Below are 22,920 nucleotides of genomic sequence, written 5' to 3'. Positions count from 1 at the left end.
AGGCTCCTGGCTCAATCCCCCAGAGCAGACAGGCGGTCGGCCTGGACCACCTCGATCCAGTAGCCGTCCACGTCCTTGACGAAAATTACGTCCTTCATCTTGCCCTGGTCCGAGCGCTTCACGAATTCCACCTCGTTGGCGTCGAACCACGCCTCGGCGGCCTCGAGGTCCGGCACCGAGAAGCAGATGTGGCCGAAGCCCTGGGGCTCGGCGTTGCCGTCGTGGTAGGCGAAGTCGTCCTGGCTCTCGGTGCCCCAGTTGTGGGTCAGCTCGAGCAGGCCTTTCTGGCCGAAGGTCCACACCGTGCGCTCGCCCCGGTCCTCGGGCACCTGCTCGTTTTCATCCAGCTTGGCCAGGAAGTAGAGCGAGAAGCCCATCTCCTCGAAATCGAGGCGGCGCAGGACCTGCATGCCGAACACGCGGGTGTAGAAGGCCAGCGCCTTCTGCGGATCCTTGACCCGCAACATGGTGTGGTTGAGACGAAAGCCCTGCGAATCGGCCGTCGGCGCCTGCACACCGGGATGCTGCTCTCCCTTGAAGCTCATGTGTCTCTCCTCAGGCTGTGGCATGGGCTCACGATGATGCGGGTCGCTTCGACGTTTTTCCAGCCGTCGCCCGCTGCCATGAATCCCCGGTTCACGCTAAAGTAGGCGAAGTACCGCTGCGTAGAGCGACCGCCGATGCCGACCTCGTCCCTGCCAACCCCGGTGGCGCCAAGGCCGCTCCGTCACCTCGCCGAGCGCCTTTTCCGCCACTTGGCCTACCTGCTGGCGCTGGCCCTGCTGGCCGGCTGTGCCAGCCGCGATCTGGCCACCCACGACCCGCGCAGCGACGCGCTATCCATCGAACGCGCCCTGATCCTGGCTACCGCCAGGGAAGCCCTGGGCACGCCCTATCGGCTGGGCGGCAATACGCCGAAAGGACTCGACTGCTCGGGGCTGGTGGAGATGGCCTACCGGGCGGCAGGCATCCGGGTGCCGCGCACCGCCGACGAGCAGTACCGCAACCTGCCGGCCGTCGAACGTGCCCAGCCCGGCGACCTGCTGTTCTTCGGCGACGGTCGCAAGGCCACCCATGTCGGCATCTACCGCGGCGACGGCCAGATGATCCACGCCCCCGGCAGCGGCCGCAGGGTCAGCAGCGTGCCGCTGCACATCGACTACTGGCAGGATCGGTTTCTAGGTGCCGCCGGCCCCGCGCCCTGAACTCTTTCGTCAGCATGGGTAAGATGAAGGGCCTTCAAATCACAGCGGTGATGCCATGCCACTCGACCTTTCCCTCTATCTGGTAACCGACCCCGAGCTCTGCGCCCGCCATGGCCTGGTGGAGACCGTCGTCGCCGCGGTGCGCGGCGGGGTCAGCGTCGTGCAACTTCGCGACAAGCAGGCTTCCGACGGCGAGATGATCGACCAGGCGCGCCGTCTCAAGGCCGCCCTGGCCGGCAGCGGCGTACCGCTGATCATCAACGATCGCCTGGCGGTGGCAGTGGAGAGCGGCGCCGACGGCCTGCATATCGGCCAGGACGACGGCGACGTGGCCGCGGCCCGTGCCGCGCTGGGCGAAAACGCCATTCTCGGCCTCTCGGTGCAGAACCACGACCAGCTCGCCCGCCTCGACCCGGCCCGGTTGGACTATCTCGGCCTCGGCCCGGTATTCGCCACTTCGACCAAGCGCGACCACGCCAGGCCGCTGGGCTTCGACGGCCTGGCCGCGCTGGTGGCGGCAAGCCCGCTGCCGGCGGTGGCCATCGGCGGGCTCAAGGCGAAGCACGCCAGGGCCGTGCGGGAGGCCGGCGCCAGGGGGCCGGCGGTGGTATCGGCGATCTGCGGCCAGCCGGATCCGGAAGCCGCTGCCCGGGCGTTCTTCGCCGATTGATCAGAGAGGAAAGGCAAGACGTGGCGAGACCGTGGCGGCATCGCCTCAGGAACCGCGACGCTCCTGCTCGCGGGTATAGCGCTGCATGATGTCCAGGGTCTCCTGGCTGACGTGATGCTCCATGCCCTCGGCATCGATGCGCGCAATGCGATCGCTGACGCCGAGGGCACGCAGGAACTGCAGCACGATGGCATGACGCTGATGCGACATGGCCGCCATGGCTTCTCCCTTTTCCGTCAGGAACAGCGAACGATAGGGCTTGCTGGAGACCAGCCCCAGCGCCTTGAGCCGGGTCACGGTCTTCGACACCGTGGCCTGGCTGACCCCCATCCGCGCGGCGATATCGGTCGAACGCGCCTCGCCCTGATGCTTCAGCAAGTGGGCGATCAACTCGACGTAATCCTCGAGCAGCTCGGTTTCATGGGCATTGCGCACGGCAGCATACTGCTGCGCATGCTGGTCGCTGGGCGGCAGGGCATCCGCCTTGCAAAGGCGATCCGGCGTCACGTCATCTGGGGTGTCGGTCATCGCGCCAATATAGCCAATGTCCTGATAGGGCAGCAACAGTGCACCGATAGAGATTTCCTACTACCCTACAAGTTAACCTTGGCTAAAATATTAGCCATGCACTCAGAAACTCACTGTAACGAAACAACCCACATTCAACGGCCCTGACGTCATAGGAGAGTGACCCGATGCCGCTTCCCAGGGGATGGATGCTGCTCAGCGCCCTTGCGCTGGCCTTGTCGAACACGGCCCATGCCGAGGAGTCGCCGCTCCGGGTGGCGACCACCTTCTCGGTGCTGGGGGACTTGGTGCGTGAGGTGGCAGGCGACGACGCCGAGGTCGAGGTGCTGACCCCGGTGGGCGCGGAAGTGCACGAATGGGAACTGGTGCCGAGCAACTTCGTGGCCCTCGAGAAGGCCGACGTCGTGCTCTACAACGGCTATGGCCTGGAGCAGTGGATCGGCCAGGTCGAGGCCACGATAGGTGACGACGTGCCGCTGGTCGCGCTGGCCGAGGAGAGCGGCTATGCGACCCAGCCGATCGCCACCGGCGACTTCGCCGGCGAGGCCGACCCGCACATGTGGATGGATCCGCGTGCCGCCGCCGAGTACGCCCGGGTGGCCGCCGAAGTCCTCGCCGAGGCCCGGCCGGACGCCGCCGATGCCTTCCGCTCGCGTGCCGAGGCGCTGGGAGAATCGCTTCACGCCCTGCACGACGAACTCACGGAATCCCTCGCCACCATTCCCGAGGAGCGGCGCCTGCTCATCACCAGCGAAGCGGCCTTCCTCTATTTTGCCGACGCCTTCGGCTTCGAGCACGACGGCATCTGGGGCAACAATGCCGAGCAGGAGGGCTCGCCGCATCAGGTCATGCGCATCGTCGACAAGATCGAGGAGCGCCAGCCGGCCGCCATCTTCTGGGAGAGCACGATTTCCGATCGCCACGTGCGCAGCGTGGCCAGCGAGACCGAAGTGAAGATCGCCGGCCCGCTCTACGTCGATTCCCTCAGCGAGCCGGAGGGCGAGGCGCCGGACTATCCCGGGATGCTGCGCCACAACGTCCAGCTACTGCTCGATACCCTGGGAGGCGAACGATGACCCACCCCGTTCCGGCACTTCAGGCACACCGGCTCTGTGCGGCCTATCACCAGCAGCCTGTGCTCGAGGACATCACCCTGGCGCTGCCGCAGGGGCAGTGGACGGCCATCGTCGGCCCCAACGGCGCCGGCAAGTCGAGCCTGCTCAACCTGGTGATCGGCAGCCTCGTGCCGCTGCGCGGCGAGCTTCGGATCCTCGGCGGGAGCCCTGCGGCACAGCGCCGGGCCGGCAACATCGCCTACATGGCCCAGCAGGAGAACATGGAGTGGGACTTTCCCATCTCGGTACACGACACGGTGCTGACCGGCCGCTACGGCCTGATGCGCCATGACCCGCTGTGGCAGCGCCTGCTGCCCCGCCATTGGGCCAACCCCGACCATCGCCAGGCGGTGGAAGCCGCCCTCGACGCCGTCGACATGGCCGACTATGCCGCCCGCCCCATCGGTGAGCTATCCGGGGGGCAGAAGAAGCGCGTCATGCTGGCGCGCGCCCTGGCACAGCAGGCCAGGATCCTGCTGCTCGACGAGCCCCTGGCAGGGGTCGATCCCCCCAGCGAGAAGCTGATTCTCGCCACCCTCGAGCGCGAGCGCAGCGCCGGGCGGACCATCATCATGGTGACCCACGACATGCCGAGCGCACGCGTCCATGCCGACAACGTGCTGCTGATCAATCGCACGCTCGTCGGCCTGGGCACCCCGGACGAGATGCTCAACGACACCATGCTGGCGCGCCTGGCGGTAGGTACCCCAGACGCCATGCGGGGAGGTGCGCGTGTCGCTGCTTGAGCCCTTCGCCCTGGAGGTGGTCGATGCGCTGACGGCACTGCTGATGGCGTTCGTCAATCTCCTGCCCGAGAGCCTGGCCGCGCCCTTCGAGTACCGCTTCATGCAGCGCGCCCTGCTCACGTCGGTGCTGGTGGGGGCGATCTGCGGGCTGCTCTCCTGCTACGTGGTGCTCAAGCGCTGGTCGCTGCTGGGGGATGCCATTTCCCATGCGGTGCTGCCCGGCGTGGCGATTGCCTACCTGCTGGGCTGGCCGTTCTTCATCGGCGCCTTCGTCACCGGCGCGCTGACCTCGCTGGGCATCGGCGCCATCGAACGCCACACCCGCATCAAGTCGGATGCGGCGATGGGGCTGATGTTCACCGCCGCCTTCGCGCTGGGCATCGTGATCATCAGCAAGATCGCCACCAGCACCCACCTGCTGCATATCCTGTTCGGCAACGTGCTGGGGGTGAAGACCTCGGCGTTGCTACTGACGCTGCTGGCCAGCGCGGTGACGCTGCTGGCGATCTGGCTGGCCTATCGCCCGCTGCTGCTCTATACCTTCGACCCGCAGCAGGCCCAGGCGCTGGGCTTCCGCACCAGCGTGATCCACTATGGCCTGATCCTGCTGCTGACGCTGACCATCGTCGCCAGCCTGGAAACCGTGGGCATCATCCTGGTGGTGGCGATGCTGATCACCCCCGGCGCCACGGCCCACCTGCTCACCGACCGCTTCACCACGATGCTGGCGATCTCGGTCGCGGTCGGCGTGACCTCCGCCGTGGTGGGGCTGGTGGTGTCGGTATCGCTGGACGTCGCCTCGGGGGGCGCCATCGTGCTGGTGGCCTCGGGCCTGTTCCTCCTTGCCCTGCTGGCGGCACCCAGGCACGGCTTGGTGGCGCGCCACTGGCGGCGCTGGCGGCTCAATCGCGCTCAGGCCTGACCAGGCTGGCGCCACATGGCCGAGCGCAGACAGTGGTCGCACGAAGGCTAGGACGTCGGGCGGCGTTTCAGGGTCGTCCGGCGGTCGTGATAGGCGATCGCCAGGCCGCTGCCGATGATCAGGGCGCTGCCGACGAACACCCAGACGTCGGGCATCTCGCCCCAGAACCACCACCCCAGCAGTACCGCCCACAGCATGGCGGTGTAGTCGAACGGTGCGGCGATGGCCGCCGGAGCGAAACGAAAGGCCATGGTGATGCAGGCCGTGGCCCCCACCCCGACCACGCCGGCCCCGAAGAAACCCAGCCAGTGCCAGGGCTGGGGCATCTGCCAGACCCATGGCAGCGCCACGGCGGCCAACACCATCGGCACCAGCGTCATGTAGAACACCATGGCCCAGAGGGATTCGGTGGTGCCGTAGCGCCTGGCCGTGATCATCATCAGCGCATAGAACAGCGCCGCGCCGATGAGCACCAGCGAACCCAGTTGGAAGGCATCGCCCCCCGGGCGCACCACGATCAGCACCCCCGCGAAGCCGAACAGCGACGCGGCCAGCACCGGCGGGTCGATCCGCTCGCCCAGTAGCGGCACAGAGAGCAGCGTGACGAACAGCGGGGCGACGAAGGCAATTGCCGTGGCCTCCGCCAGCGGCAGCAGAGTCAAGCCGAAGACGAAACAGACCATGGTGCCGGCATAGATCAGGCCGCGCACCAGATGCACGAACGGGCGCCGGGTCCGCAGCTTGCGCAGGCCGCCACCGTAGTGGGCCAGCAACGCGATCAACGGCAGCGACACCAGGGTGCGAAAGAAGATGATCTGCAGCGGCGAGTGCACCTCGCCCAGCCACTTGGCGATGGCATCGCCGATGGCCAGGCACAGCACCCCGGCGCACATGAACAGAATCCCCTTCAACGACGGTGACATGACACCCCTCCCGGCTGCCAAAAAACCACCCCGCCGACCGAGAGGGCGGCGGGGCTTGATGATTAACAACCTAATGGCTGGTGCAGGCTGCGGCAAGTACGTCGCCCCAAAATGACGCATCCAACCATGGGCAGGTCGAGGTCGGGATATAGGCAGGTGCAGCTTCCACTCAAAAAAGTTATGTTATAACGTACATGCCTATTTTTCGACTACGCTAGGAAGATCCTGCAATGGTGCGACCCCCTCGTTCCCTTCTCCTTGCCCTGGCCCTGCTGCCCCTGTCAGCCGCCGCCGACCGGCCGCTGGCGGTGGTCGCCCCCTGGGAGATCACCGGCGCCGATCCCTCGACGGCCGGCTATGTCTACGCCCGGATGCGCGTCGCCGAGACCCTGGTCGACACCGATGCCGATGGCCGGCCCGCCCCCGGGCTGGCGGCTTCCTGGCAGCCCAGCGACGATGGACTGGCCTGGCGCTTCGCGCTGCGCGAAGACGTCACCTTCCATGATGGCAGCCCGCTGACGGCAGAAGCGGCGGCAGCCAGCCTCGAGCACGCCCTGGCCAAACCGGGCATCCTCGATTCGGCGCCCATCGCCGCCATCGAGGCCGAGGGCAACGAGGTGGTGATCCGGCTCGACAGCCCCTTCGCGCCGCTGCCGGCACTGCTGGCCCACTCCACCACCCTGATTCTCGCCCCGGGCGCCTTCGACGACGAGGAGCGTGTCACCGAGGTGATCGGTACCGGGCCCTACCGGGTAAAGAGCGTGGCTCCTCCGCAGCGGCTCGAGGTGGAGCGTTTCGACGGCTACTGGGGCGAGGCACCCGCCATCGGCACCGCCAGCTACCTGGCGGTGGGCCGCGGCGAGACGCGTGCCGTGATGGCCGAGAGCGGCGATGCCGACGTGGTATTCACCCTCGACCCGGCCAGCCGCGCGCGGCTGGCGCGCAACGACCGCCTGGCGCTGCACGCCGAGCCGCTGCCGCGCACCATCGTCTTCAAGGTCAATGCCGAACATCCCTTCCTCGAGGACGAGCGCGCCCGCCAGGCGCTGAGCCTGGCCATCGACCGCGAGGGCATCGCCGCCGGCCTGCTACGCGACCCCGAAGCCGCCGCCGCCGAGCTGTTCCCGGCAAGCCTGGGCCCCTGGCACCTCGGCCTCGACGCCGGCGATGCCCAGGACCTAGAGCGGGCCCGCGAGATGCTCGCCGAGCTGGGCTGGCAGGCCAACGGCAGCGGTATGCTCGAGCGCGACGGCGAACCGTTCCAACTGACCCTGCGCACCTTCTCCGACCGCCCCGAACTGCCGCTGGTGGCGACAGCCCTGCAGGACCAGTGGCGTGAGATCGGCGTGGCGCTGGAAGTCGCCGTGGGCAACGCCAGCGAGATTCCCTTCGGCCATCGCGACGGCAGCCTGGAGCTGGGCCTGATGGCGCGTAACTACGGCCTGGTACCCGACCCGCTCGGCACCCTGCTCGACGACTTCGGCACCGATCCCGAAGCGATGGGCGGCGACTGGGGCGCCATGGGCTGGCGCGACGACGACCTGCCCGGCTGGCTCGATACCCTGCGCCAGGAAGCCGACAGCGAGGCCCGCAGCGAGCTGGCGGGGCAGGTGGCACGCCGCCTGAACGAGGCCATGCCGGTCGTGCCCGTGGCCTGGTACCAGCAGACCGCCGCGGTCGACGCCGAGCTGGAGGGTTTTTCCATCGACCCACTGGAGCGCAGCTATCGCATCGACGAACTGAGGTGGAGTGAATGAGCGTGACCCTGGCATCACGAACGACACCGCGCCGGGCTTCTCATAGGACGGCAGGCCTGGGTGGCCTGCTGCTGCAGCGTCTGTTCCAGGCCGGGCTGGTGGCCTGGATGGTCGGTACCCTGACCTTCGTGCTGACCCGTTCGCTGCCCGGCGACATGGCCTACCGCATCGCCGCCGGCCGCTACGGTCACGACATGGTCAACACCAGTGCCGCCGAGGCGGTACGCGCCGAACTGGCGCTGGACCAGCCGGCGCTCGGCGCCTACTTCGGCTGGCTGTGGGACCTGGTGCAGTTCGACCTGGGCCGCTCGCTGGTCAGCGGCGAGCCGGTAGTGGCCGAGCTGTGGCATCAGCTCGGCCACTCCCTGGGCCTGGCGGCGATGGCCGTGCTGCTCTCGCTGCTGCTGGGCCCGCCGCTTGGCCTGCTCGCCGGGCTCAAGCCCAACGGGACGCTGGACCGCGTAAGCGAAGTGGCCGCCAGCGTGCTGCGCGCCCTGCCCCCCTTCGCCGTCGGCCTGGTGCTGATCCTGATCTTCTCGGTCACCCTGGGCTGGCTGCCGGCCGCCGGCCATGGCCGCTTCGCGCATGGGATACTGCCGGCGCTGACCCTGGCGCTGGCCCTGGCCGCCATCTCCAGCCGGGTGGCGCGCAATGCCATGGCCGACGTGTCGCAGTCGGCCTACTACGCCTTCTCGCGCACCAAGGGCCTGGGCGAACGCCTGAGCTTCCTGCGCCACGGCCTGCGCAACGCCGCGGTGCCGGTGATCGCCTACCTCGGCGTGCAGTTCGTCTACCTGATCGAGGGCGTGGTGGTGGTCGAGACCCTGTTCGCCTGGCCCGGCATCGGCCACGCCCTGGTGCATGCCATCGTCGCCCGCGACGTGCCGATGATCCAGGGCACCGCGCTGGTAATGGGGCTGATGTTCGTCGCGCTCAACACCGTGGTAGATCTGCTCTGCCACTGGCTCGATCCCAGGAGGCGCAGCGCATGAAAACGCTTGCCCTGACTCCCTCCCGCCGCTGGGCCTTGCCGGCCCTGAACGGCCGCCAGCGGCTTGGCGCCGCGCTGCTGGCGCTGCTGCTCGCCTTCGCCTGGCTGGTGCCCTGGCTGTTCGATGCCGACCCGGCGCGCCAGCAGCTGACGCGCATCCTGCAATTGCCGTCGCTGGCCGAACCGCTCGGCACCGACCACCTGGGGCGCAGCCTGCTGGCTCGGCTGGCATCCGCCGTACAGCTCTCGTTCGGCATGGCGCTGCTCAGCGTGGCCAGTGCCGCCGTGCCGGGCGTGATCCTCGGCGTCATCGCCGGCTGGCGCGGCGGCTGGTTCGACCGCGTGCTGGGCAGCCTGGCCGATGCCTGCCTGGCGCTGCCCGGCCTGCTGCTGGTACTGCTGCTGGTCGCCATCGCCCCGGGCAACTTCTGGGCGCTCTACGTCGGCATCTCGCTGGTACTGTGGATCGAGTACTTCCGCGTGGTACGGGCCCGCACCCGCATCCTGATCGCCTCGCCGCAGCTCGAGGCGAGCCGCCTGCTCGGCTTCGGTCCGTTCTACCTGTTCCGCCGCCACCTGTGGCCGGAGCTCGCCCCGCAGGTGCTGACCCTGGCCGCCTTCGGCGCCGCCAGCGCGATCCTCGCCATGGCCGCGCTGGGCTTCGTCAGCGTCGGCCTGCGACCGCCCACCGCCGAACTGGGGCTGATGATGATCGAGCTGCTGCCCTACTACCACGAGGCGCCCTGGGCCATGGCCCAGCCGATCCTTGTGCTGTTCGTGCTGGTGCTGAGCCTCAATCTGCTGGCGGGGAGGGATCCACGATGAGTGCGTACTTACTTCAGGCCGCAGGCCTGACGATCCGGGGTGAGGGCGTCAACATCGCGCCGTTCTCCTGTTCGCTCGGCCCCGGCGGGCGCCTGACCCTGCTCGGCGAGACCGGCTCGGGCAAGAGCCTGATCGCCCAGGCGATCATGGGCACGCTGCCCCGTGGACTTGCCGCCCAGGGGCGTCTCGTCATCGACGGCGAGACGTTCGAGGCCGCCGACCCAACGTCGCGCCGCGCCCTGTGGGGCCGACGCCTGGCGCTGCTGCCCCAGGAGCCGTGGCACGCGCTGGACCCGACCATGCGGGCCATCTCGCAGGTCGCCGAGAGCCACCGCCACGTGGCCGGGCGTGACCGACGTGCGTCGCTCCAGGCCGCCTGGACCGATCTCACCGAGCTGGGCCTGGTGGACGCCGGCGCCAAGCTGCCCGGCGAGCTCTCCGGCGGCATGGCCCAGCGCGTGGCCTTCGCCGCCGCCAGTGCCGGCGGCGCCCCCATCGTGATCGCCGACGAGCCGACCAAGGGGCTCGATGCGCCCAGGCGCGATGCGGTGGTCGAACTGCTGGCGCGTACGTCCGAGCGCGGCGGCGCCCTGGTCACCATTACCCACGACATCGACGTGGCCCGCCGCCTCGGCGGCGAAGTGCTCATCCTGCGCCAGGGCCAGGTGGTCGAGCGCGGCCCGGCCCAGCAAGTGCTCACTCACCCACAAAGCGAGTACGGGCAGCGCCTGCTGGACGCCGAGCCCGGCCGCTGGCCGCGCCCGGCACCGCTGAGCGAGCGACAGGCGGCGGTCGTGAGCGCCCGCGGTTTGGTCAAGGCACGCGGCGGACGCGAACTGTTCCACGACCTCTCGCTCACGGTCAGCCCCGGCGAGATCGTCGGTGTGGTCGGCCCTTCCGGCTGCGGCAAAAGCACGCTGGGCGACATGCTGCTGGGCGTGACGCATGCCGACGATGGCGAGATCTATCGGGCGCCGGGGTATCCGCTGGGCTTCCAGAAGCTCTATCAGGATCCGCCGGCGGCCTTCTCACCCCACTGGCGGCTCTCGCGTCTGCTCGACGACCTGGTGCGGCGCCACCGCCTGGATCGCAGCGCCATCGCCCCGCTGATGGCACGCCTGGGACTCGACGAACGGCTGCTGTCCCGGCGTCCCGGCGAGATCTCGGGCGGCGAGCTGCAGCGCTTCGCCATCCTGCGCGTACTGCTGCTCGAACCGTGCTTCCTGTTCGCCGACGAGCCGACCTCACGCCTCGACCCCATCACCCAACGCCAGACACTGGCGCTGCTGGTGGAGCTGGCCCGCGAACGGCGCTGCGGGGTAATGCTGGTGAGCCACGATCCGGCATTGATCGAGCGCACCTGCGACCGGCGGATCGCGCTCAGTGACGGGAGCCTGCGCGAAGCGGAGCCGGAGCTCGACCCGGCCCTGGCCTGAGCGACTCACGAGACGAAACGACATCGCCCCGCATGAGCGGGGCGATGTCGCAAGGGCGCTGAAGCGCGACGTCAGTTGTGCGCCACCACCATGCAATCCATGCCCTGGGCCCGCAGGCTGTCGCAGGCGGAGTGGGCATCGCTCTCCTGCAGGTCGACCAGGCGGGCCCGGAAGACGCGACGATCGCCGCCGGATTCCGCCACCGATACGCGTACGTCGTTCAACAGACTGGCCAACTGATCGGCCGCGCGGGTCGCCAGGTTGCGTGCCTGGTCGGCGTCGTTGAAGGCGCCAACCTGCACGGCCCAGTTGCCGCTGGCTGCGCGCGGCGAATCGGCCTGGGCGATCAGGGCGCGAATCGGGTCGTCGGCGGAGCCCATCTCGATCTCCATCTCCGACTGGAAGGAGAGACGGCGCTCCAGCTCGGCGCTGGCCACCTGGCCGCCCGCCTCGGGCGCTGCCGCCAGCTGCTGGGCCGACGCGGGCGGGCTCTCCGACAATTCCATGCGATCGCCCAGCACGTCGGCCCGGGCGATCCAGTCGCCGCGTTGCAGCATGGAAAGGCGGGCGAAGCCACGGTCGAGCAGGTCGGCCATGTGGGTATCACGCGAGGCGGCAGTGAAACCGCCCATCACCACCGAGACGATGCGGCGGTCGTTGCGGATCGCCGAGGTCGCCACGTTGAAGCCCGAAGCGCGGATGAAGCCGGTCTTGAGACCGTCGGCGCCGGGATAGTTGCGCACTAGCCGGTTGTGGCTGGTATGCGTGGTCCCGCGGTAGCTGAAGCTCTGGGTCGAGAAGTAGTGGTAGTACTGCGGGAAGTCCTGCATCACGCGGATCGACAGCGTGGCCATGTCCCGCGCCGTCGTCACCTGGGCGTTGTCCGGCAGGCCCGAGGCGTTGCGGAACACGGTGTTGGGCATGCCCAGCTCGTTAGCCCGCTGGGTCATCATGCGCGCGAAGCCGGACTCCGTGCCGCCCAGCGCCTCGGCCACCACCACGGCGACATCATTGGCGGAACGCACCACCAGCGCCTTGATGGCATCCTCGACCGCGATGGTGCTGCCCGCCGAAAGCCACAGCTTGGAAGCGGGCATCGAAGCGGCATGGGACGAAACCGGAAGCGGCTGGCTGAGATGCATGCTGCCGTTCTCGAGCGCCTCGAACAGCATGTAGAGCGTCATCATCTTGGTCAACGAGGCCGGATAGCGGGTGGCATCCGCGTTGTCAGCATGCAGAACGTCGCCGCTTTCGACATCGATCACGATAGCCGCATAGCGGGGGTTGGCCTGCGCCGTACTGACCGTCAACAGTTGCAAACAAAGAAGAAAAAAAATGGCCACACCGAGGTAGTGTCGGTTGTAGGAGCGCATGACGAAGACCTCTGGTTCCCTTGTGATTCCCCTGTAGCCCGTTTCTGAAGCGGACCTCGCTTCAGTATGGCGATTAACGGAGCGCTTTACAGCCGGAATAGCAAGTTTTTTTGCATATATTCCGGCGGCTTCCATTAAAGATCCGTTTATTAATCAACTGGAATAACGTCTGCCTTCAGCCGGCCCTGCCAGGGTGCTCCCAGGCAGGAAAGGGATCGGGCAAGGAGGCCCAGCCCGCGGAACCATCCGCCAGCTCGGCAGAACCGAGCAGGCCGGCATCCAGCGCCTGGCGTATCCTGGCCTCGTCGAGGTTCTGCCCGATGAAGACCAGCTCCTAGCGCATATCGCCGAAAGGCTCCGCCCACTGCTCCATGATATAGGCCCGGCTCTCCGCATCCTGTGGCCAGCGCGACGACTCGGGCACCGCCTTCCAGAACATGCCGGCGAAACCGTAGTGGGCGATCCCGCCCGCCTGGCTCCACTGCCCGGCGAACTGCGGCCGCGTGGCAAGCCAGAAGAACCCCTTTGACCGCAGCAGCTTGCCGACGAACCAGTCGCCATGCAAGCGGTCATTGGTCATCATTGGTCTCCTCGCGATTTGCTGTAGTGATGCTCGCGCTGCTCCTGGCGCTCCTTGGCCTCCAGGCACAGCTCGGCCGTGGGTCGCAGCAGCAGGCGCGGCAGGCCGATGGGCTGACCGGTCTCGGCGCAGTAGCCGTAGTCGCCCTCCTCGATACGCCGTAGCGCCTGGCGGATCTTGCGCAGCAGCCGCGTCTCCCGATCCGCCTGGCGCAACAGCAGGCGCAGCTCCTCCTCCACCGCAGCGCGGTCAAGGTCGTCACCGCTACGCTCGCTGTCGCCAATGGCCTGGCGCACCTCCGCCAGATGTCCTTCCACCTCGGCCTGTTCGGCCAGGAGCCGGTGCCGGAAGTAGTCGAGCTGGGCGGCATTCATGTACGCCTCCTCCGGCATTTCCAGCAGTTGCTGTACCCCGGGGTCGATCGGCTGCATGGGTTTCTCCTGAAAAAACTGATGTTATAACATAACATCTAAATCGCACACACCCTCTCGTCAGGGCCTTTCCAGTCGAGCAAGTTGTTGCCCGCCGGGCAAGATCTTGCCTGAGCTGGGCAACCCATTGCCTAATTAAACTGAGCCTTGAGCATAGAAAACAGCGAAACAAATTGTTTTAAAAGCACTTTATTAACAACGGCACGCTTCCTGCCCTTAGTGAACCGTCCATCGGACATTTCATTCACATCGTCAAGGAGCAGACCATGCCGACTCCCTGCTATATCAGCATCGAAGGCCAGACCCAGGGCAACATCACTGCCGGTGCCTTCACCCCGGATTCCGTGGGCAACATCTACGTGGAAGGCCACGAGGACGAGATGCTGGTCCAGGAGTTCAAGCACGTCGTGACCGTGCCCACCGACCCGCAGTCCGGCCAGCCCTCCGGCCAGCGCGCCCACAAGCCGTTCGTCTTCACCGTGGCCCTGAACAAGGCCGTGCCGCTGATGTACAACGCCCTGGCCTCCGGCGAGATGCTGCCGAACGTCGAGCTGAAGTGGTACCGCACCTCCGTCGAGGGCAAGCAGGAGCACTTCTTCACCACCACCCTGACCGACGCCACCATCGTCGACATCAACCTGCGCATGCCGCATGCCCAGGACATGACCAAAGCCGAGTTCACTCAGCTGATGGACGTCTCCCTGGCCTACCGCAAGATCGACTGGGAACACACCGTCGCCGGCACCTCCGGTTCCGACGACTGGCGCGCCCCGATCGAGTCCTGATCGGCTCGCCCTCGCCCCTGCCTGTTCGTCGGGCGGGGGTTTCGCTACCTCGCAAGCGACCGGCACGCCAAGACCTTTATCCCTTCAGCGCGTCCGGTCGACCTTCAGCGTCACCGAATAACGATAGTCGCGCTCCATCATGCCGAAGGAACCAGGGCTCGCATGCGGCGTGGTCACCCGCAGGTACCAGGTGCCCGCCTCGAGTCGGCGCTCGATTCTGAAGTTGCTGTTGCGCCCGCTGTTCCAGTCGCGCTCCACCACTTGCCCGTCGGCATCGAGCAGCTGTCCCGCGGGTGCCACGATCCCCGTGTCGCCGGGGAAGGTGTGGCTTTCCAGCACCACGCGGGCGGGGGCATCCAGGGTAAAGGTGTAGTAGCGATGCCCCGGCGTCATGACCTCGTAGAAGCGACCGGGCTCCAGTTCGGTGGCGCTATCCCGTGGATCGCCCATGCCGGCGCAGCCGGCCAATAGCAGCAACAGAATCAATGGCAGAGAGGTTATCAAGCGCTTCATGACAGACTCCTTTCCGGTCAGGCCAGGCCGTTTACGTTCAGCCTAACCCCAACAGCCGCTCCGCGCCCAGCCAGATCAGGCGCAGCGCCAGCAGGGTCAGGGCCCACTTGAAGAAAAAGTCGAAGCGGTGGTCGGTCACCCGGTGCAGCAGGCGCAAGCCCAGCCAGGTGCCGGCGAAGCCCGCCGCCACCATCGCCAGCATCAGCCATAGCCAGTCGCGGAAGACAAACCCGGCGAAGCCGAAGATGAACGCCTTGGTCATGTGCTGCAGCGTCATGCAGGTGGCGAAGGTGGCCACCCGCGGCAGCCGCTCGCTCATGCCGAGCTTGATGAACGAGGCCACCATCGGCCCGCTGGCGCCCACCAGGCTGGAGAGCAGCGTAGTGACGGCACCGGCAACCACGGTGCCGGTGCGCCCCACCGCCCGCTGGGGCAGACCTGGACCCCAGCAGGAGTAGAGCACGAAGGCGGCGATACACAGTTCCAGCACGCCGTAGGGCAGGCGGATCAGCAACCAGGCCGCGACCAGGGCGCCGACGATCACACCCGGCAGGAAGGCCGCGACGATGTCGCGGCGCACGTGACGCCAGGTCATCGCCGCGCGGCCGCCGTTGGAGCCGAGCTGGACCATGCCGTGCACCGGAATCAGCGCCGTGGCCGGCATCACCTGGGCCATGGCGATGATCAGCAGCGTGCCGCCGCCGATGCCCGCCGCCGCGGAGAGCGCCGAGGTCACCACCGAGAGCAGCACCAGGGCCAGGTTGACCCCGGCCGACAGCGGCGAGAGCAGCTCCAGCATCAGGCCGGGCGCCTCATGGCAACCTGCCCTCCTCGACGCCGTGACACGCCACCTCGCTGCCATCGCTGCGCGCGATCAGCTTGGGCACCTCGGCCTGGCAGCGCGCGTTGGCGTGCGGACAGCGCGGATGGAAGGCGCAGCCCGAGGGCGGATGCACCGGGTTGGGCACCTCGCCCTGGATCACGCTGCGCTCCCTGCCCACCCCCTCCAGCGACGGCACCGCGGCCAGCAGCATCTTCGAGTAGGGATGGTGAGGGCGCTCGAAGAGCTGGTCGGCCGGGGAGATCTCGGCGATACGCCCCAGGTACATCACCGCGATGCGGTCCGACATGTGCTTGACCACCGCCATGTCGTGGCTGATGAACAGGTACGTCAGGCCGTATTCGTCCTGCAGGTCGCGCATCAGGTTGAGGATCTGCGCCTGCACCGAGACGTCGAGCGCCGAGGTCGGCTCGTCGCAGATCATGAACTCCGGCTCGTTGGCCAGCGCCCGGGCGATGGAGATACGCTGACGCTGGCCGCCCGAGAACTCGTGCGGGTAGCGGTTGGCATCCATGGCCGACATCCCCACCTGCTCGAGCAGCTCGCCCACCCGGCAGCGGCGGTCGGTGGCGCTCATCTCGGGGCGGAAGAAGCGCAGCGGCTCGCCGATGATGGTGCCCACCCGCCACAGCGGGTTGAGGCTGGCGTAGGGGTCCTGGAAGATCATCTGGAAACGCTTGCGCACGCTGGCGGCCTGGCGCCCGGTGCGGCTGGCCAGGTCGCTGATGTCCTCGCCGTCGAACGTCAGCCTGCCGCGGGTGAGCCCGTAGAGCCCTACCACCAGCCGCGCCACGGTGGACTTGCCGCAGCCCGATTCGCCCACCAGCGAGAGGGTCTCGCCGCGGCGAATGGAGAAGCCCACACCGTCCACCGCCTTGAGCGTGAGCCGCTCGCTGCGCTCGATCACCCGGTTGAGCCAAGGCTTGGAGACGTCGAAGTAGCGCGCCAGGTCCTGGGCTTCGAGCAGGTTCTCACCCTGCGCCGCCGTGGTCTGCTTCACTGCCGTATCAGCGCACATGGCTCACCTCCCGTCCCTCTACGTCTTGTCGCGGCGGCAGTGGGTCGACCGGGTCGTGCAGCCAGCAGGCCGCGCGGCTGCCCTCCGCCGGCATCAGCTCCGGCCTTTCGTCACGACAGCGCTGCTGGGCGTGGGGGCAGCGCGGATTGAAGGCGCAGCCCGCGGGGATCGCCGCCAGCCGCGGCATCGAGCCCTCGATCTGGTAGAGCCGCTCGAGGCGCTTCTCCACGCTCGGAATCGAGGCCATCAGCCCCTTGGTGTAGGGGTGCTGCGGGTGGCGCACCACCTCGTCGACCGGGCCGATCTCGATCAGCCGGCCGGCGTACATCACCGCCACGCGGTCGGCGGTCTCGGCGATCACCCCCATGTCGTGGGTCACCAGCATTACCGCGGTGCCATGGTCGGCGCACAGCCGCTTGAGCAGGGCGAGGATCTGCGCCTGCACCGAGACGTCCAGTGCCGTGGTGGGCTCGTCGGCGATGATGAACTCGGGGCGCGCCGCCAGCGCCAGGGCGATCACCACGCGCTGGCGCATGCCGCCGGAGAACTGGTGCGGGTAGCTGTCGAGGCGGTTCTCGGGAGCGGGAATGCCCACCTCGCGCAGCAGCTTGAGCGCCTCTTCGCGCGCCTCGCGCTCGCTCATCGGCAGGTGGGCGCGAATGGTTTCCACTAGCTGATCGCCAATCGAGAACAGCGGGTTGAGGCTGGTCAGCGGGTCCTGGAAGATCATGCCGATATGGCGGCCGCGCAGCGGCACGAACTGCTCTTCGGGGAGGTCGTCGATACGCTTGCCCGAGAGATGCACTTCGCCCGCGGCGATGCGCCCGGGCGGCTCGAGCAGCCGGATCACGGCGTTGCCGGTCATCGACTTGCCGGCCCCGGACTCGCCCACCACGCCCAGCACCTCGCCGGGGGCGATGTCGAAGGAGACGTCGTCGAGCGCCACCAGGGTGCCGTGGCGGGTGGGGAACTCCACCCGCAGATGGTGAACGGAGAGCACCGGTTCCTGCGCCGCGGCAGCAGGCTCGTGGCCGATGGCGGCGCTTTGGTTAACGGAGCTTGGGGTTGAGGACATCACGCAACCAGTCTCCCAGCAGATTGACGGAGAGCGCCAGTATCAGCAGCGCCACCCCGGGGAAGAGCAGGATCCACCACTCCCCCGAGAACGTGTAATCCTGGCCCACCCGGATAAGGGTGCCCAGGCTCGGCTGGGTGGCCGGCATGCCGACCCCCAGGAACGACAGCGTGGCCTCGGCGATGATCGCCAGCGCCAGCCCGATGGTGCCGATCACCAGCACCGGACGCAGCACGTTGGGCAGGATGTGCTGGAACAGGATCTTGCGCGCCGGCAGGCCGATCACTCGCGCCGCCTGCACGTACTCCTTGCTCTTCTCCACCATGGTGGCGCCGCGCACGGCACGGGCGTACTGCACCCAGTCGGAGAGGCCGATGGCAATGATCAGCACGATGATGGCCACCTCGGCGTGCATCGAGCGCGGCAGGAAACCGCGGATCACGCCGAAGATCAGCAGCGCCATCAGGATCGAGGGGAAAGTGAGCTGCACATCGGCGATACGCATGATCAGCGCGTCGCGCCAGCCGCCGCGGAAGCCCGCCAAAAGGCCCAGGGCGGTGCCCATCACCAGGGCGAAGATCACCGCGGCGAAGCCCACCAGCAGCGAGATGCGCGAGCCGTAGAGAATCGCCGAGAAGACGTCGCGGCCCTGGCTGTCGCTGCCCAGCAGGTAGAAGTTGCCGGTGAAGTCCGAGGTCGTCATCGGCGGCGCAAAGGCGTCGATCAGCTCCAGCTGGCGCGGGTCGAACGGGTTCTGCGGCGCGATCCACGGCGCGAACAGGGCCGCCGCGAACATGGTCAGCGTGACCAGGGTGGCGAGTATCACCACCGGCTGGCGCTTCCACGAGTAGACGACATCGCTGTCGAGGAAGGTGCGCCACTTGCTCGGCCTGGGCGGCACGACGGGCGCCTCCTGGTCTCGGGTCTGTACGTCCTGACTCATTTGCCACCTCCCTGGGCCCGCAGCCGTGGGTCGACGGCGTAGTAGAGCAGATCCACCACCAGATTGATGACCACGAACACCAGCGCGATCATCATCAGGTAGGCGGCCATCACCGGCACGTCGACGAAGCGCACGGCGGTGATGAACAGCGCCCCCACGCCGGGCCACTGGAACACCGTCTCGGTGATGATGGCGAAGGCGATGATGGTGCCGAGCTGCAGGCCGATGATGGTGATCACGGGGATCATGGTGTTCTTCAACGCGTGGCGCAGGTTCACCACACGCTTGGAGAGCCCCCGCGCGCGGGCGAACTTGATGTAGTCGGTGCTCAGTACCTCGAGCATCTCGGCCCGCACCAGGCGCATGATCAGCGTGAGCTGGAACAGCCCCAGGGTGATCGCCGGCAGGATCAGTGAGCGCAGGCCGCTGGCGGTGAGCAGCCCGGTGGTCCACCAGTCGCCGAGGCGTACCGTCTCACCGCGGCCGAAGGCCGGCAGCACGCCGAGCTCCACGGCGAAGACATAGATCAGCAGCACGCCGATCAGGAAGGTGGGCAGCGACACGCCGATCAGCGAGGCGGTCATGATGAAGTTGGCTAGCCAGCTGCGGCGACGCAGTGCGGTATAGATGCCCAGCACGATGCCCATGACCACGGCGAAGATCGCCGAGAGGATGGCCAGCTCCAGGGTGGCGGGCAGCCGCTCGAGGATCAGGTCGGTCACCGGGCGCGCCGAGCGGTAGGAGATGCCGAACTCGAACTGGGCGGCATTGACGATGAAATTCCAGAACTGCACCACCACCGGCTGGTCGAGGCCGAGCTGGGCGCGCAAGGCGGCGCGGTCGGCCTCGGTGGCCTCCTGCCCGAGCATGTTGAGCACCGGGTCGCCGACGTAGTGGAACAGCGAGAACGAGATGAGCGCGACCACGAACATCACGAAGATGGCCTGCAGCACGCGCTGGATCAGAAACGCTAGCATGGGATCACCAAATCACGACGATGCCCCCGGCCGCTTGTGGCAGCCGGAGGTCGTGTTCAATAAGACTTATTGATTGAATTGTAGATACTTGAAGTGCGGCGTATTTTCGCTCTGCACCTTGAAGTCGATGTCGTCGCGCATCGACCAGGTCAGCATCTGGTGGTGGATCGGGATGTAGAGGATCTCGTCGTGCACGATCTCCCACGCTTCCGCGATCATCTCGTTGCGTGCCTCCTCGTCGATCTCCTGCCCCATCGCCACGGTCAGCTCGTCCACCCGCTCGTCGGAGTAGCCGGTGAAGTTCCACGAACCGCGATCGCCGTCCTTGGTGTGGTAGAGGTAGTTGAAGATGTACTCGGAATCCATGGTGGGCACGCCCCAGCCCAGCAGGTAGAAGTCGTACTCCTCACGCGCCAGCTCGGCGAAGTGCAGCGAACGGGTCTGGGCCACCAGGTCCACGGTGATGCCGATACGCGCCAGCATGCTGACCACTGCCTGGCAGATCTGCTCGTCGTTGACGTAGCGGTCGTTGGGGCAGTTGAGCGTGACGCGGAAACCGTCACCGTAGCCGGCCTCCTCCATCAACTCCTGGGCCCGTTCGACATCCGCCTCCGGCACTTCGTCCATCTCTTCCGTGTAGCCGTTGACGAAGGGCGGCGCGATCATGCCGGCCGGCTGGGAGTTGCCGCGCATCACCGCGCGCTGAATGGTGTTGGCGTCCACCGCCAGGTTGATCGCCTCGCGTACGCGGCGGTCGGCGAAGGGGTTGTCGTCGGTGTCGGCGGTGCGCAGCTGGGCCGAGCCCATGTCCATGCCGAGGAAGATGGTGCGGTTCTCTGGGCCCTGCTCGTTCTTGATGCCGTCGGCTTCGGCCAGGCGCTCGATGTCCTGCACCGGGGTTTCCTGCAGGAAGTCGACCTCGCCGGAGAGCAGCGCCGCCACGCGGGTGGAAGCCGACTCGATGGGCGTGAACACCAGGCGGGAGATCTCCATCGGGTACTCATCGATACCCCAGTAGTCGTCGTTGCGCACGAACACGGTGCGCACGTCGGGCTCGCGGCTCTCGACGCGGAACGGACCGGTGCCGTTGGCGTTGCGCACGGCATAGGTCTCTTCGCCGGCGGCGTAGTTCTGCGGCTCCTCTACGCCGTGCTCCTCCGCCCACTCGCGGCTCATGATGAACAGGTTGGTGAAGTTGTTGGGCAGCAGCGGGTTGGGCTCGCTGGTCTCGATCTCGACGGTATGGTCGTCGACGGCGCGCACCTCGGAAATGGAGGTGAGCAGGCCGCGCATGTCGGAATTCTCGTGACGCGCGCGATTGATGGAGAAGACCACGTCATCGGCGGTCAACGACTGGCCTTCGTGGAAGGTCACACCTTCGCGGATCTTGAACACCCAGACGGTGGGTTCGTCCTCCTTCACGTGCCACTCGGTGGCCAGGCCCGGCTGATACTCGACGTCCATGTCCTGGAACAGCAGCGTATCGAAGATCTGGTGATTGACCGAATGGGTCGGCCCCTCGTTCTGCGAATGGGGGTCCATGGTCAGGCTGTCCGCGGAACGGGTCCAGCGCAGGGTCTCGGCATTCGCGGCGGTGGCCAGCATGGCGCCGATCACGGCGGTGGCCAGAAGGGTCTTCTTGGGTAGCATCTTGTTATTTCCTCAATCAAGCGTTTGATGGGCATTCGCCCTGGAGAGGTTCTCCCATACCTTAGCCAAGAAAGCCAGAATTGCCTTAGGAATACTTTTCAGCGCTATTTCGACTATTGGCAGTTGCATTTGCGGTATCGAGACCGATTCTTGGTAAACCCCTCGGTCGGTGTCGCTGCGCCGACAATAGACGCAATTACTAAATCAAGGGAGAGCCACCGATGGCACTGCTGACGACCCGGGTCGCCCCGGAGTGGGTCGACTACAACGGCCATATGAACGATGCCGAATACGCCAGGGTGTTCTCGCTGGCGGTGGACACGCTGATGGAGCGGATCGGGCTGGATGCCGAGGGGCGCGAGCGCCTCGCCTATACCCTCTTCACCCTGGAGACCCACCTCTGCTACCGGCGCGAGGCCCACCAGGGGCAGGCGCTGACCGTCAAGGCGCTGCTGCTCGACCGCGACGCCAAGCGCCTGCACCTGTTCTTCACGATGCACGACGACGCCGGCGAGACGCTGGCCACCAGCGAGCAGATGCTGATGGGCATCGACACGGGAAGCCACCGCCCCGCGCCCTTTCCGCCTGAGGTGGCCGAGGCCATCGATGCCCTGCCGCGAACCGAGGCCGCCGCCTGGCCGGAGGCGGCCGGGCGGCGGATCGGTATCCCGCGGCGTTGAGGAGGGATTACAGCTTGCTCTCCAGCTCCGGCAGGATCTCGAACAGGTCACCGACCAGGCCGTAATCGGCCACCTGGAAGATCGGCGCCTCCTCGTCCTTGTTGATCGCCACGATCACCTTGGAGTCCTTCATGCCGGCCAGGTGCTGGATCGCCCCGGAAATGCCCACGGCGATGTAGAGCTCCGGCGCGACGATCTTGCCGGTCTGGCCGACCTGCATGTCGTTGGGCACGAAGCCGGCGTCCACCGCGGCACGCGAGGCACCGATGGCCGCGCCCAGCTTGTCGGCGATACCCTCGAGCAGCTTGAAGTTCTCGCCGCTGCCCATGCCGCGACCGCCGGAGATGACCACCCGCGCCCCGCCCAGTTCGGGACGGTCGCTCTGGGCCAGCTCCTGCTTGAGGAAGGTGGACTGGCTATTCTCGGCCACGAACTCGACGCTCTCGACGCTGGCACTGCCGCCCTCTGCCACCGCATCGAACGCCGTGGTGCGCACGGTGATCACCTTGAGCGCGTCGGCGCTCTTGACCGTGGCAATGGCATTGCCGGCATAGATGGGGCGCTTGAAGGTGTCGCCATCAACCACTTCGACGATCTCGGAGATCTGGCTGACGTCCTTCAGGGCGGCGACGCGCGGCAGCACGTTCTTGCCGGTGGTGGAGGCGGCGGCCAGCACGTGGCGGTAGTCGCCGGCGAGCTCGACCAGCAGCGCGCCCAGGGGCTCGGCGAGCTGGTGGGCATAGGCGGCGTGGTCGGCCACCCGCACCTTGCTCACGCCGTCGAGCCTGGCGGCGGCCTCGGCCACGGCACCGACGTTCTCGCCGGCCACCAGCACGTCGATGTCGCCGCCAATCGCCTGGGCCGCCGCGACCACATGGGCGGTGGCGCCGGCGAGCTGGCCGTCGTGATGTTCTGCAAGTACCAGGATGCTCATGA

The 22,920-nt window shown here is 67.3% G+C and carries 24 protein-coding genes and 1 pseudogene; 11 read left to right on the top strand and 14 right to left on the bottom strand.

What is annotated here, in order from left to right; genetic code table 11:
• Positions 1-11 precede the first annotated feature (11 nt).
• A complete protein-coding gene (gloA, locus tag HNO51_RS01520) occupies positions 12-545 on the bottom strand; it encodes a lactoylglutathione lyase (RefSeq protein ID WP_209538306.1) in 534 nt (177 codons plus the stop codon).
• 135 nt (positions 546-680) lie between these two features.
• On the opposite strand from gloA, the gene HNO51_RS01515 reads away from it, so the two are divergent.
• Together HNO51_RS01515 and thiE are read left to right on the top strand one after the other, a co-directional pair.
• Positions 681-1,205, top strand: a complete 525-nt coding sequence (locus HNO51_RS01515) for a C40 family peptidase (protein WP_209538305.1) — start codon at positions 681-683, stop codon at positions 1,203-1,205.
• 55 nt (positions 1,206-1,260) lie between these two features.
• The gene (gene thiE / locus HNO51_RS01510) at positions 1,261-1,875 is read left to right on the top strand and encodes a thiamine phosphate synthase (RefSeq protein ID WP_197449303.1); all 615 of its coding nucleotides are present in this window, start codon (positions 1,261-1,263) and stop codon (positions 1,873-1,875) included.
• Between the two features lie 45 nt (positions 1,876-1,920).
• Here the strand turns inward: thiE and mntR are convergent, their stop codons facing one another.
• On the bottom strand, positions 1,921-2,403 hold the full coding sequence (gene mntR, locus HNO51_RS01505) for a manganese-binding transcriptional regulator MntR (RefSeq protein WP_197449302.1): 483 nt from the start codon (positions 2,401-2,403) through the stop codon (positions 1,921-1,923).
• Between the two features lie 167 nt (positions 2,404-2,570).
• Between mntR and HNO51_RS01500 the strand changes: the two genes are divergently transcribed.
• From HNO51_RS01500 to HNO51_RS01490, 3 genes are read left to right on the top strand one after another with little or no spacing between them, the layout of a single operon-like run.
• Complete coding sequence (locus tag HNO51_RS01500; protein ID WP_209538304.1) at positions 2,571-3,479, top strand: metal ABC transporter solute-binding protein, Zn/Mn family; 909 nt, start codon at positions 2,571-2,573, stop codon at positions 3,477-3,479.
• Positions 3,476-4,264 (top strand): metal ABC transporter ATP-binding protein, encoded by a 789-nt coding sequence (locus HNO51_RS01495; RefSeq protein WP_209538303.1) that lies wholly within the window; start codon positions 3,476-3,478, stop codon positions 4,262-4,264. Before HNO51_RS01500 ends, HNO51_RS01495 begins: the two co-directional genes overlap by 4 nt.
• 43 nt (positions 4,265-4,307) lie before the next feature.
• Positions 4,308-5,186 (top strand): metal ABC transporter permease, encoded by an 879-nt coding sequence (locus HNO51_RS01490; protein ID WP_197450887.1) that lies wholly within the window; start codon positions 4,308-4,310, stop codon positions 5,184-5,186.
• A gap of 47 nt (positions 5,187-5,233) precedes the next feature.
• Here HNO51_RS01490 and HNO51_RS01485 read toward each other — a convergent pair whose 3' ends face one another.
• Positions 5,234-6,109, bottom strand: a complete 876-nt coding sequence (locus HNO51_RS01485; RefSeq protein ID WP_197449299.1) for a DMT family transporter — start codon at positions 6,107-6,109, stop codon at positions 5,234-5,236.
• Between the two features lie 230 nt (positions 6,110-6,339).
• On the opposite strand from HNO51_RS01485, the gene HNO51_RS01480 reads away from it, so the two are divergent.
• Genes HNO51_RS01480 through HNO51_RS01465 form a run of 4 tightly spaced genes read left to right on the top strand, consistent with a single transcriptional unit; the run spans position 6,340 to position 11,118 of the window.
• Entirely contained in the window at positions 6,340-7,866 is a 1,527-nt protein-coding gene (locus HNO51_RS01480; RefSeq protein WP_209538302.1) for an ABC transporter substrate-binding protein, read from the top strand.
• Positions 7,863-8,858, top strand: coding sequence for an ABC transporter permease (locus tag HNO51_RS01475; protein WP_209538301.1), 996 nt, complete (start codon positions 7,863-7,865; stop codon positions 8,856-8,858). Before HNO51_RS01480 ends, HNO51_RS01475 begins: the two co-directional genes overlap by 4 nt.
• On the top strand, positions 8,855-9,682 hold the full coding sequence (locus tag HNO51_RS01470; protein ID WP_197449296.1) for an ABC transporter permease: 828 nt from the start codon (positions 8,855-8,857) through the stop codon (positions 9,680-9,682). The genes HNO51_RS01475 and HNO51_RS01470 overlap by 4 nt, the downstream gene beginning before the upstream one ends.
• Positions 9,679-11,118, top strand: coding sequence for an ABC transporter ATP-binding protein (locus HNO51_RS01465; RefSeq protein WP_209538300.1), 1,440 nt, complete (start codon positions 9,679-9,681; stop codon positions 11,116-11,118). The genes HNO51_RS01470 and HNO51_RS01465 overlap by 4 nt, the downstream gene beginning before the upstream one ends.
• Before the next feature lie 71 nt (positions 11,119-11,189).
• Here the strand turns inward: HNO51_RS01465 and HNO51_RS01460 are convergent, their stop codons facing one another.
• The 3 genes and pseudogenes from HNO51_RS01460 to dksA all read right to left on the bottom strand — a co-directional run bounded on the left by HNO51_RS01460 (position 11,190) and on the right by dksA (position 13,502).
• The gene (locus tag HNO51_RS01460) at positions 11,190-12,383 is read right to left on the bottom strand and encodes a D-alanyl-D-alanine carboxypeptidase (RefSeq protein ID WP_330932864.1); all 1,194 of its coding nucleotides are present in this window, start codon (positions 12,381-12,383) and stop codon (positions 11,190-11,192) included.
• A 283-nt stretch (positions 12,384-12,666) separates the two neighbouring features.
• Positions 12,667-13,086 (bottom strand): annotated as a pseudogene (locus tag HNO51_RS01455) (GTP-binding protein); the annotation flags it as partial.
• Positions 13,071-13,502 carry an RNA polymerase-binding protein DksA gene (gene dksA, locus HNO51_RS01450; RefSeq protein WP_209538299.1) on the bottom strand — a complete coding sequence of 144 codons (432 nt, stop codon included), beginning with the start codon at positions 13,500-13,502 and terminating at the stop codon, positions 13,071-13,073. The gene dksA and the pseudogene HNO51_RS01455, both read right to left, overlap by 16 nt.
• 266 nt (positions 13,503-13,768) lie before the next feature.
• On the opposite strand from dksA, the gene HNO51_RS01445 reads away from it, so the two are divergent.
• Complete coding sequence (locus tag HNO51_RS01445; RefSeq protein ID WP_149329746.1) at positions 13,769-14,287, top strand: Hcp family type VI secretion system effector; 519 nt, start codon at positions 13,769-13,771, stop codon at positions 14,285-14,287.
• Between the two features lie 84 nt (positions 14,288-14,371).
• Here HNO51_RS01445 and HNO51_RS01440 read toward each other — a convergent pair whose 3' ends face one another.
• The 7 genes from HNO51_RS01440 to HNO51_RS01410 all read right to left on the bottom strand — a co-directional run bounded on the left by HNO51_RS01440 (position 14,372) and on the right by HNO51_RS01410 (position 21,304).
• Positions 14,372-14,800 carry a PPC domain-containing protein gene (locus HNO51_RS01440; protein ID WP_209538298.1) on the bottom strand — a complete coding sequence of 143 codons (429 nt, stop codon included), beginning with the start codon at positions 14,798-14,800 and terminating at the stop codon, positions 14,372-14,374.
• A 37-nt stretch (positions 14,801-14,837) separates the two neighbouring features.
• Positions 14,838-15,599, bottom strand: coding sequence for a sulfite exporter TauE/SafE family protein (locus HNO51_RS01435; RefSeq protein WP_197449292.1), 762 nt, complete (start codon positions 15,597-15,599; stop codon positions 14,838-14,840).
• Between the two features lie 13 nt (positions 15,600-15,612).
• The gene (locus HNO51_RS01430; protein WP_209538297.1) at positions 15,613-16,659 is read right to left on the bottom strand and encodes an ABC transporter ATP-binding protein; all 1,047 of its coding nucleotides are present in this window, start codon (positions 16,657-16,659) and stop codon (positions 15,613-15,615) included.
• Positions 16,649-17,734: an ABC transporter ATP-binding protein gene (locus tag HNO51_RS01425; protein ID WP_242597179.1), complete on the bottom strand. Its 1,086-nt coding sequence runs from the start codon at positions 17,732-17,734 to the stop codon at positions 16,649-16,651. Before HNO51_RS01425 ends, HNO51_RS01430 begins: the two co-directional genes overlap by 11 nt.
• Complete coding sequence (locus HNO51_RS01420) at positions 17,709-18,677, bottom strand: ABC transporter permease (protein ID WP_209538296.1); 969 nt, start codon at positions 18,675-18,677, stop codon at positions 17,709-17,711. Before HNO51_RS01420 ends, HNO51_RS01425 begins: the two co-directional genes overlap by 26 nt.
• On the bottom strand, positions 18,674-19,654 hold the full coding sequence (locus HNO51_RS01415) for an ABC transporter permease (RefSeq protein ID WP_197449289.1): 981 nt from the start codon (positions 19,652-19,654) through the stop codon (positions 18,674-18,676). Before HNO51_RS01415 ends, HNO51_RS01420 begins: the two co-directional genes overlap by 4 nt.
• A 66-nt stretch (positions 19,655-19,720) precedes the next feature.
• Positions 19,721-21,304: an ABC transporter substrate-binding protein gene (locus HNO51_RS01410; protein ID WP_197449288.1), complete on the bottom strand. Its 1,584-nt coding sequence runs from the start codon at positions 21,302-21,304 to the stop codon at positions 19,721-19,723.
• Positions 21,305-21,525: 221 nt separating this feature from the next.
• Here HNO51_RS01410 and HNO51_RS01405 point away from each other — a divergent pair, with 221 nt between their 5' ends.
• A complete protein-coding gene (locus tag HNO51_RS01405) occupies positions 21,526-21,984 on the top strand; it encodes a thioesterase family protein (protein WP_209538295.1) in 459 nt (152 codons plus the stop codon).
• Between the two features lie 7 nt (positions 21,985-21,991).
• Here HNO51_RS01405 and HNO51_RS01400 read toward each other — a convergent pair whose 3' ends face one another.
• Positions 21,992-22,918 (bottom strand): electron transfer flavoprotein subunit alpha/FixB family protein, encoded by a 927-nt coding sequence (locus tag HNO51_RS01400; RefSeq protein ID WP_209538075.1) that lies wholly within the window; start codon positions 22,916-22,918, stop codon positions 21,992-21,994.
• Positions 22,919-22,920 lie beyond the last annotated feature (2 nt).

The organism is Billgrantia sulfidoxydans (genome assembly GCF_017868775.1).
Classification (GTDB): domain Bacteria; phylum Pseudomonadota; class Gammaproteobacteria; order Pseudomonadales; family Halomonadaceae; genus Halomonas; species Halomonas sulfidoxydans.
This window is presented reverse-complemented; position numbering and strand designations above follow the sequence as displayed.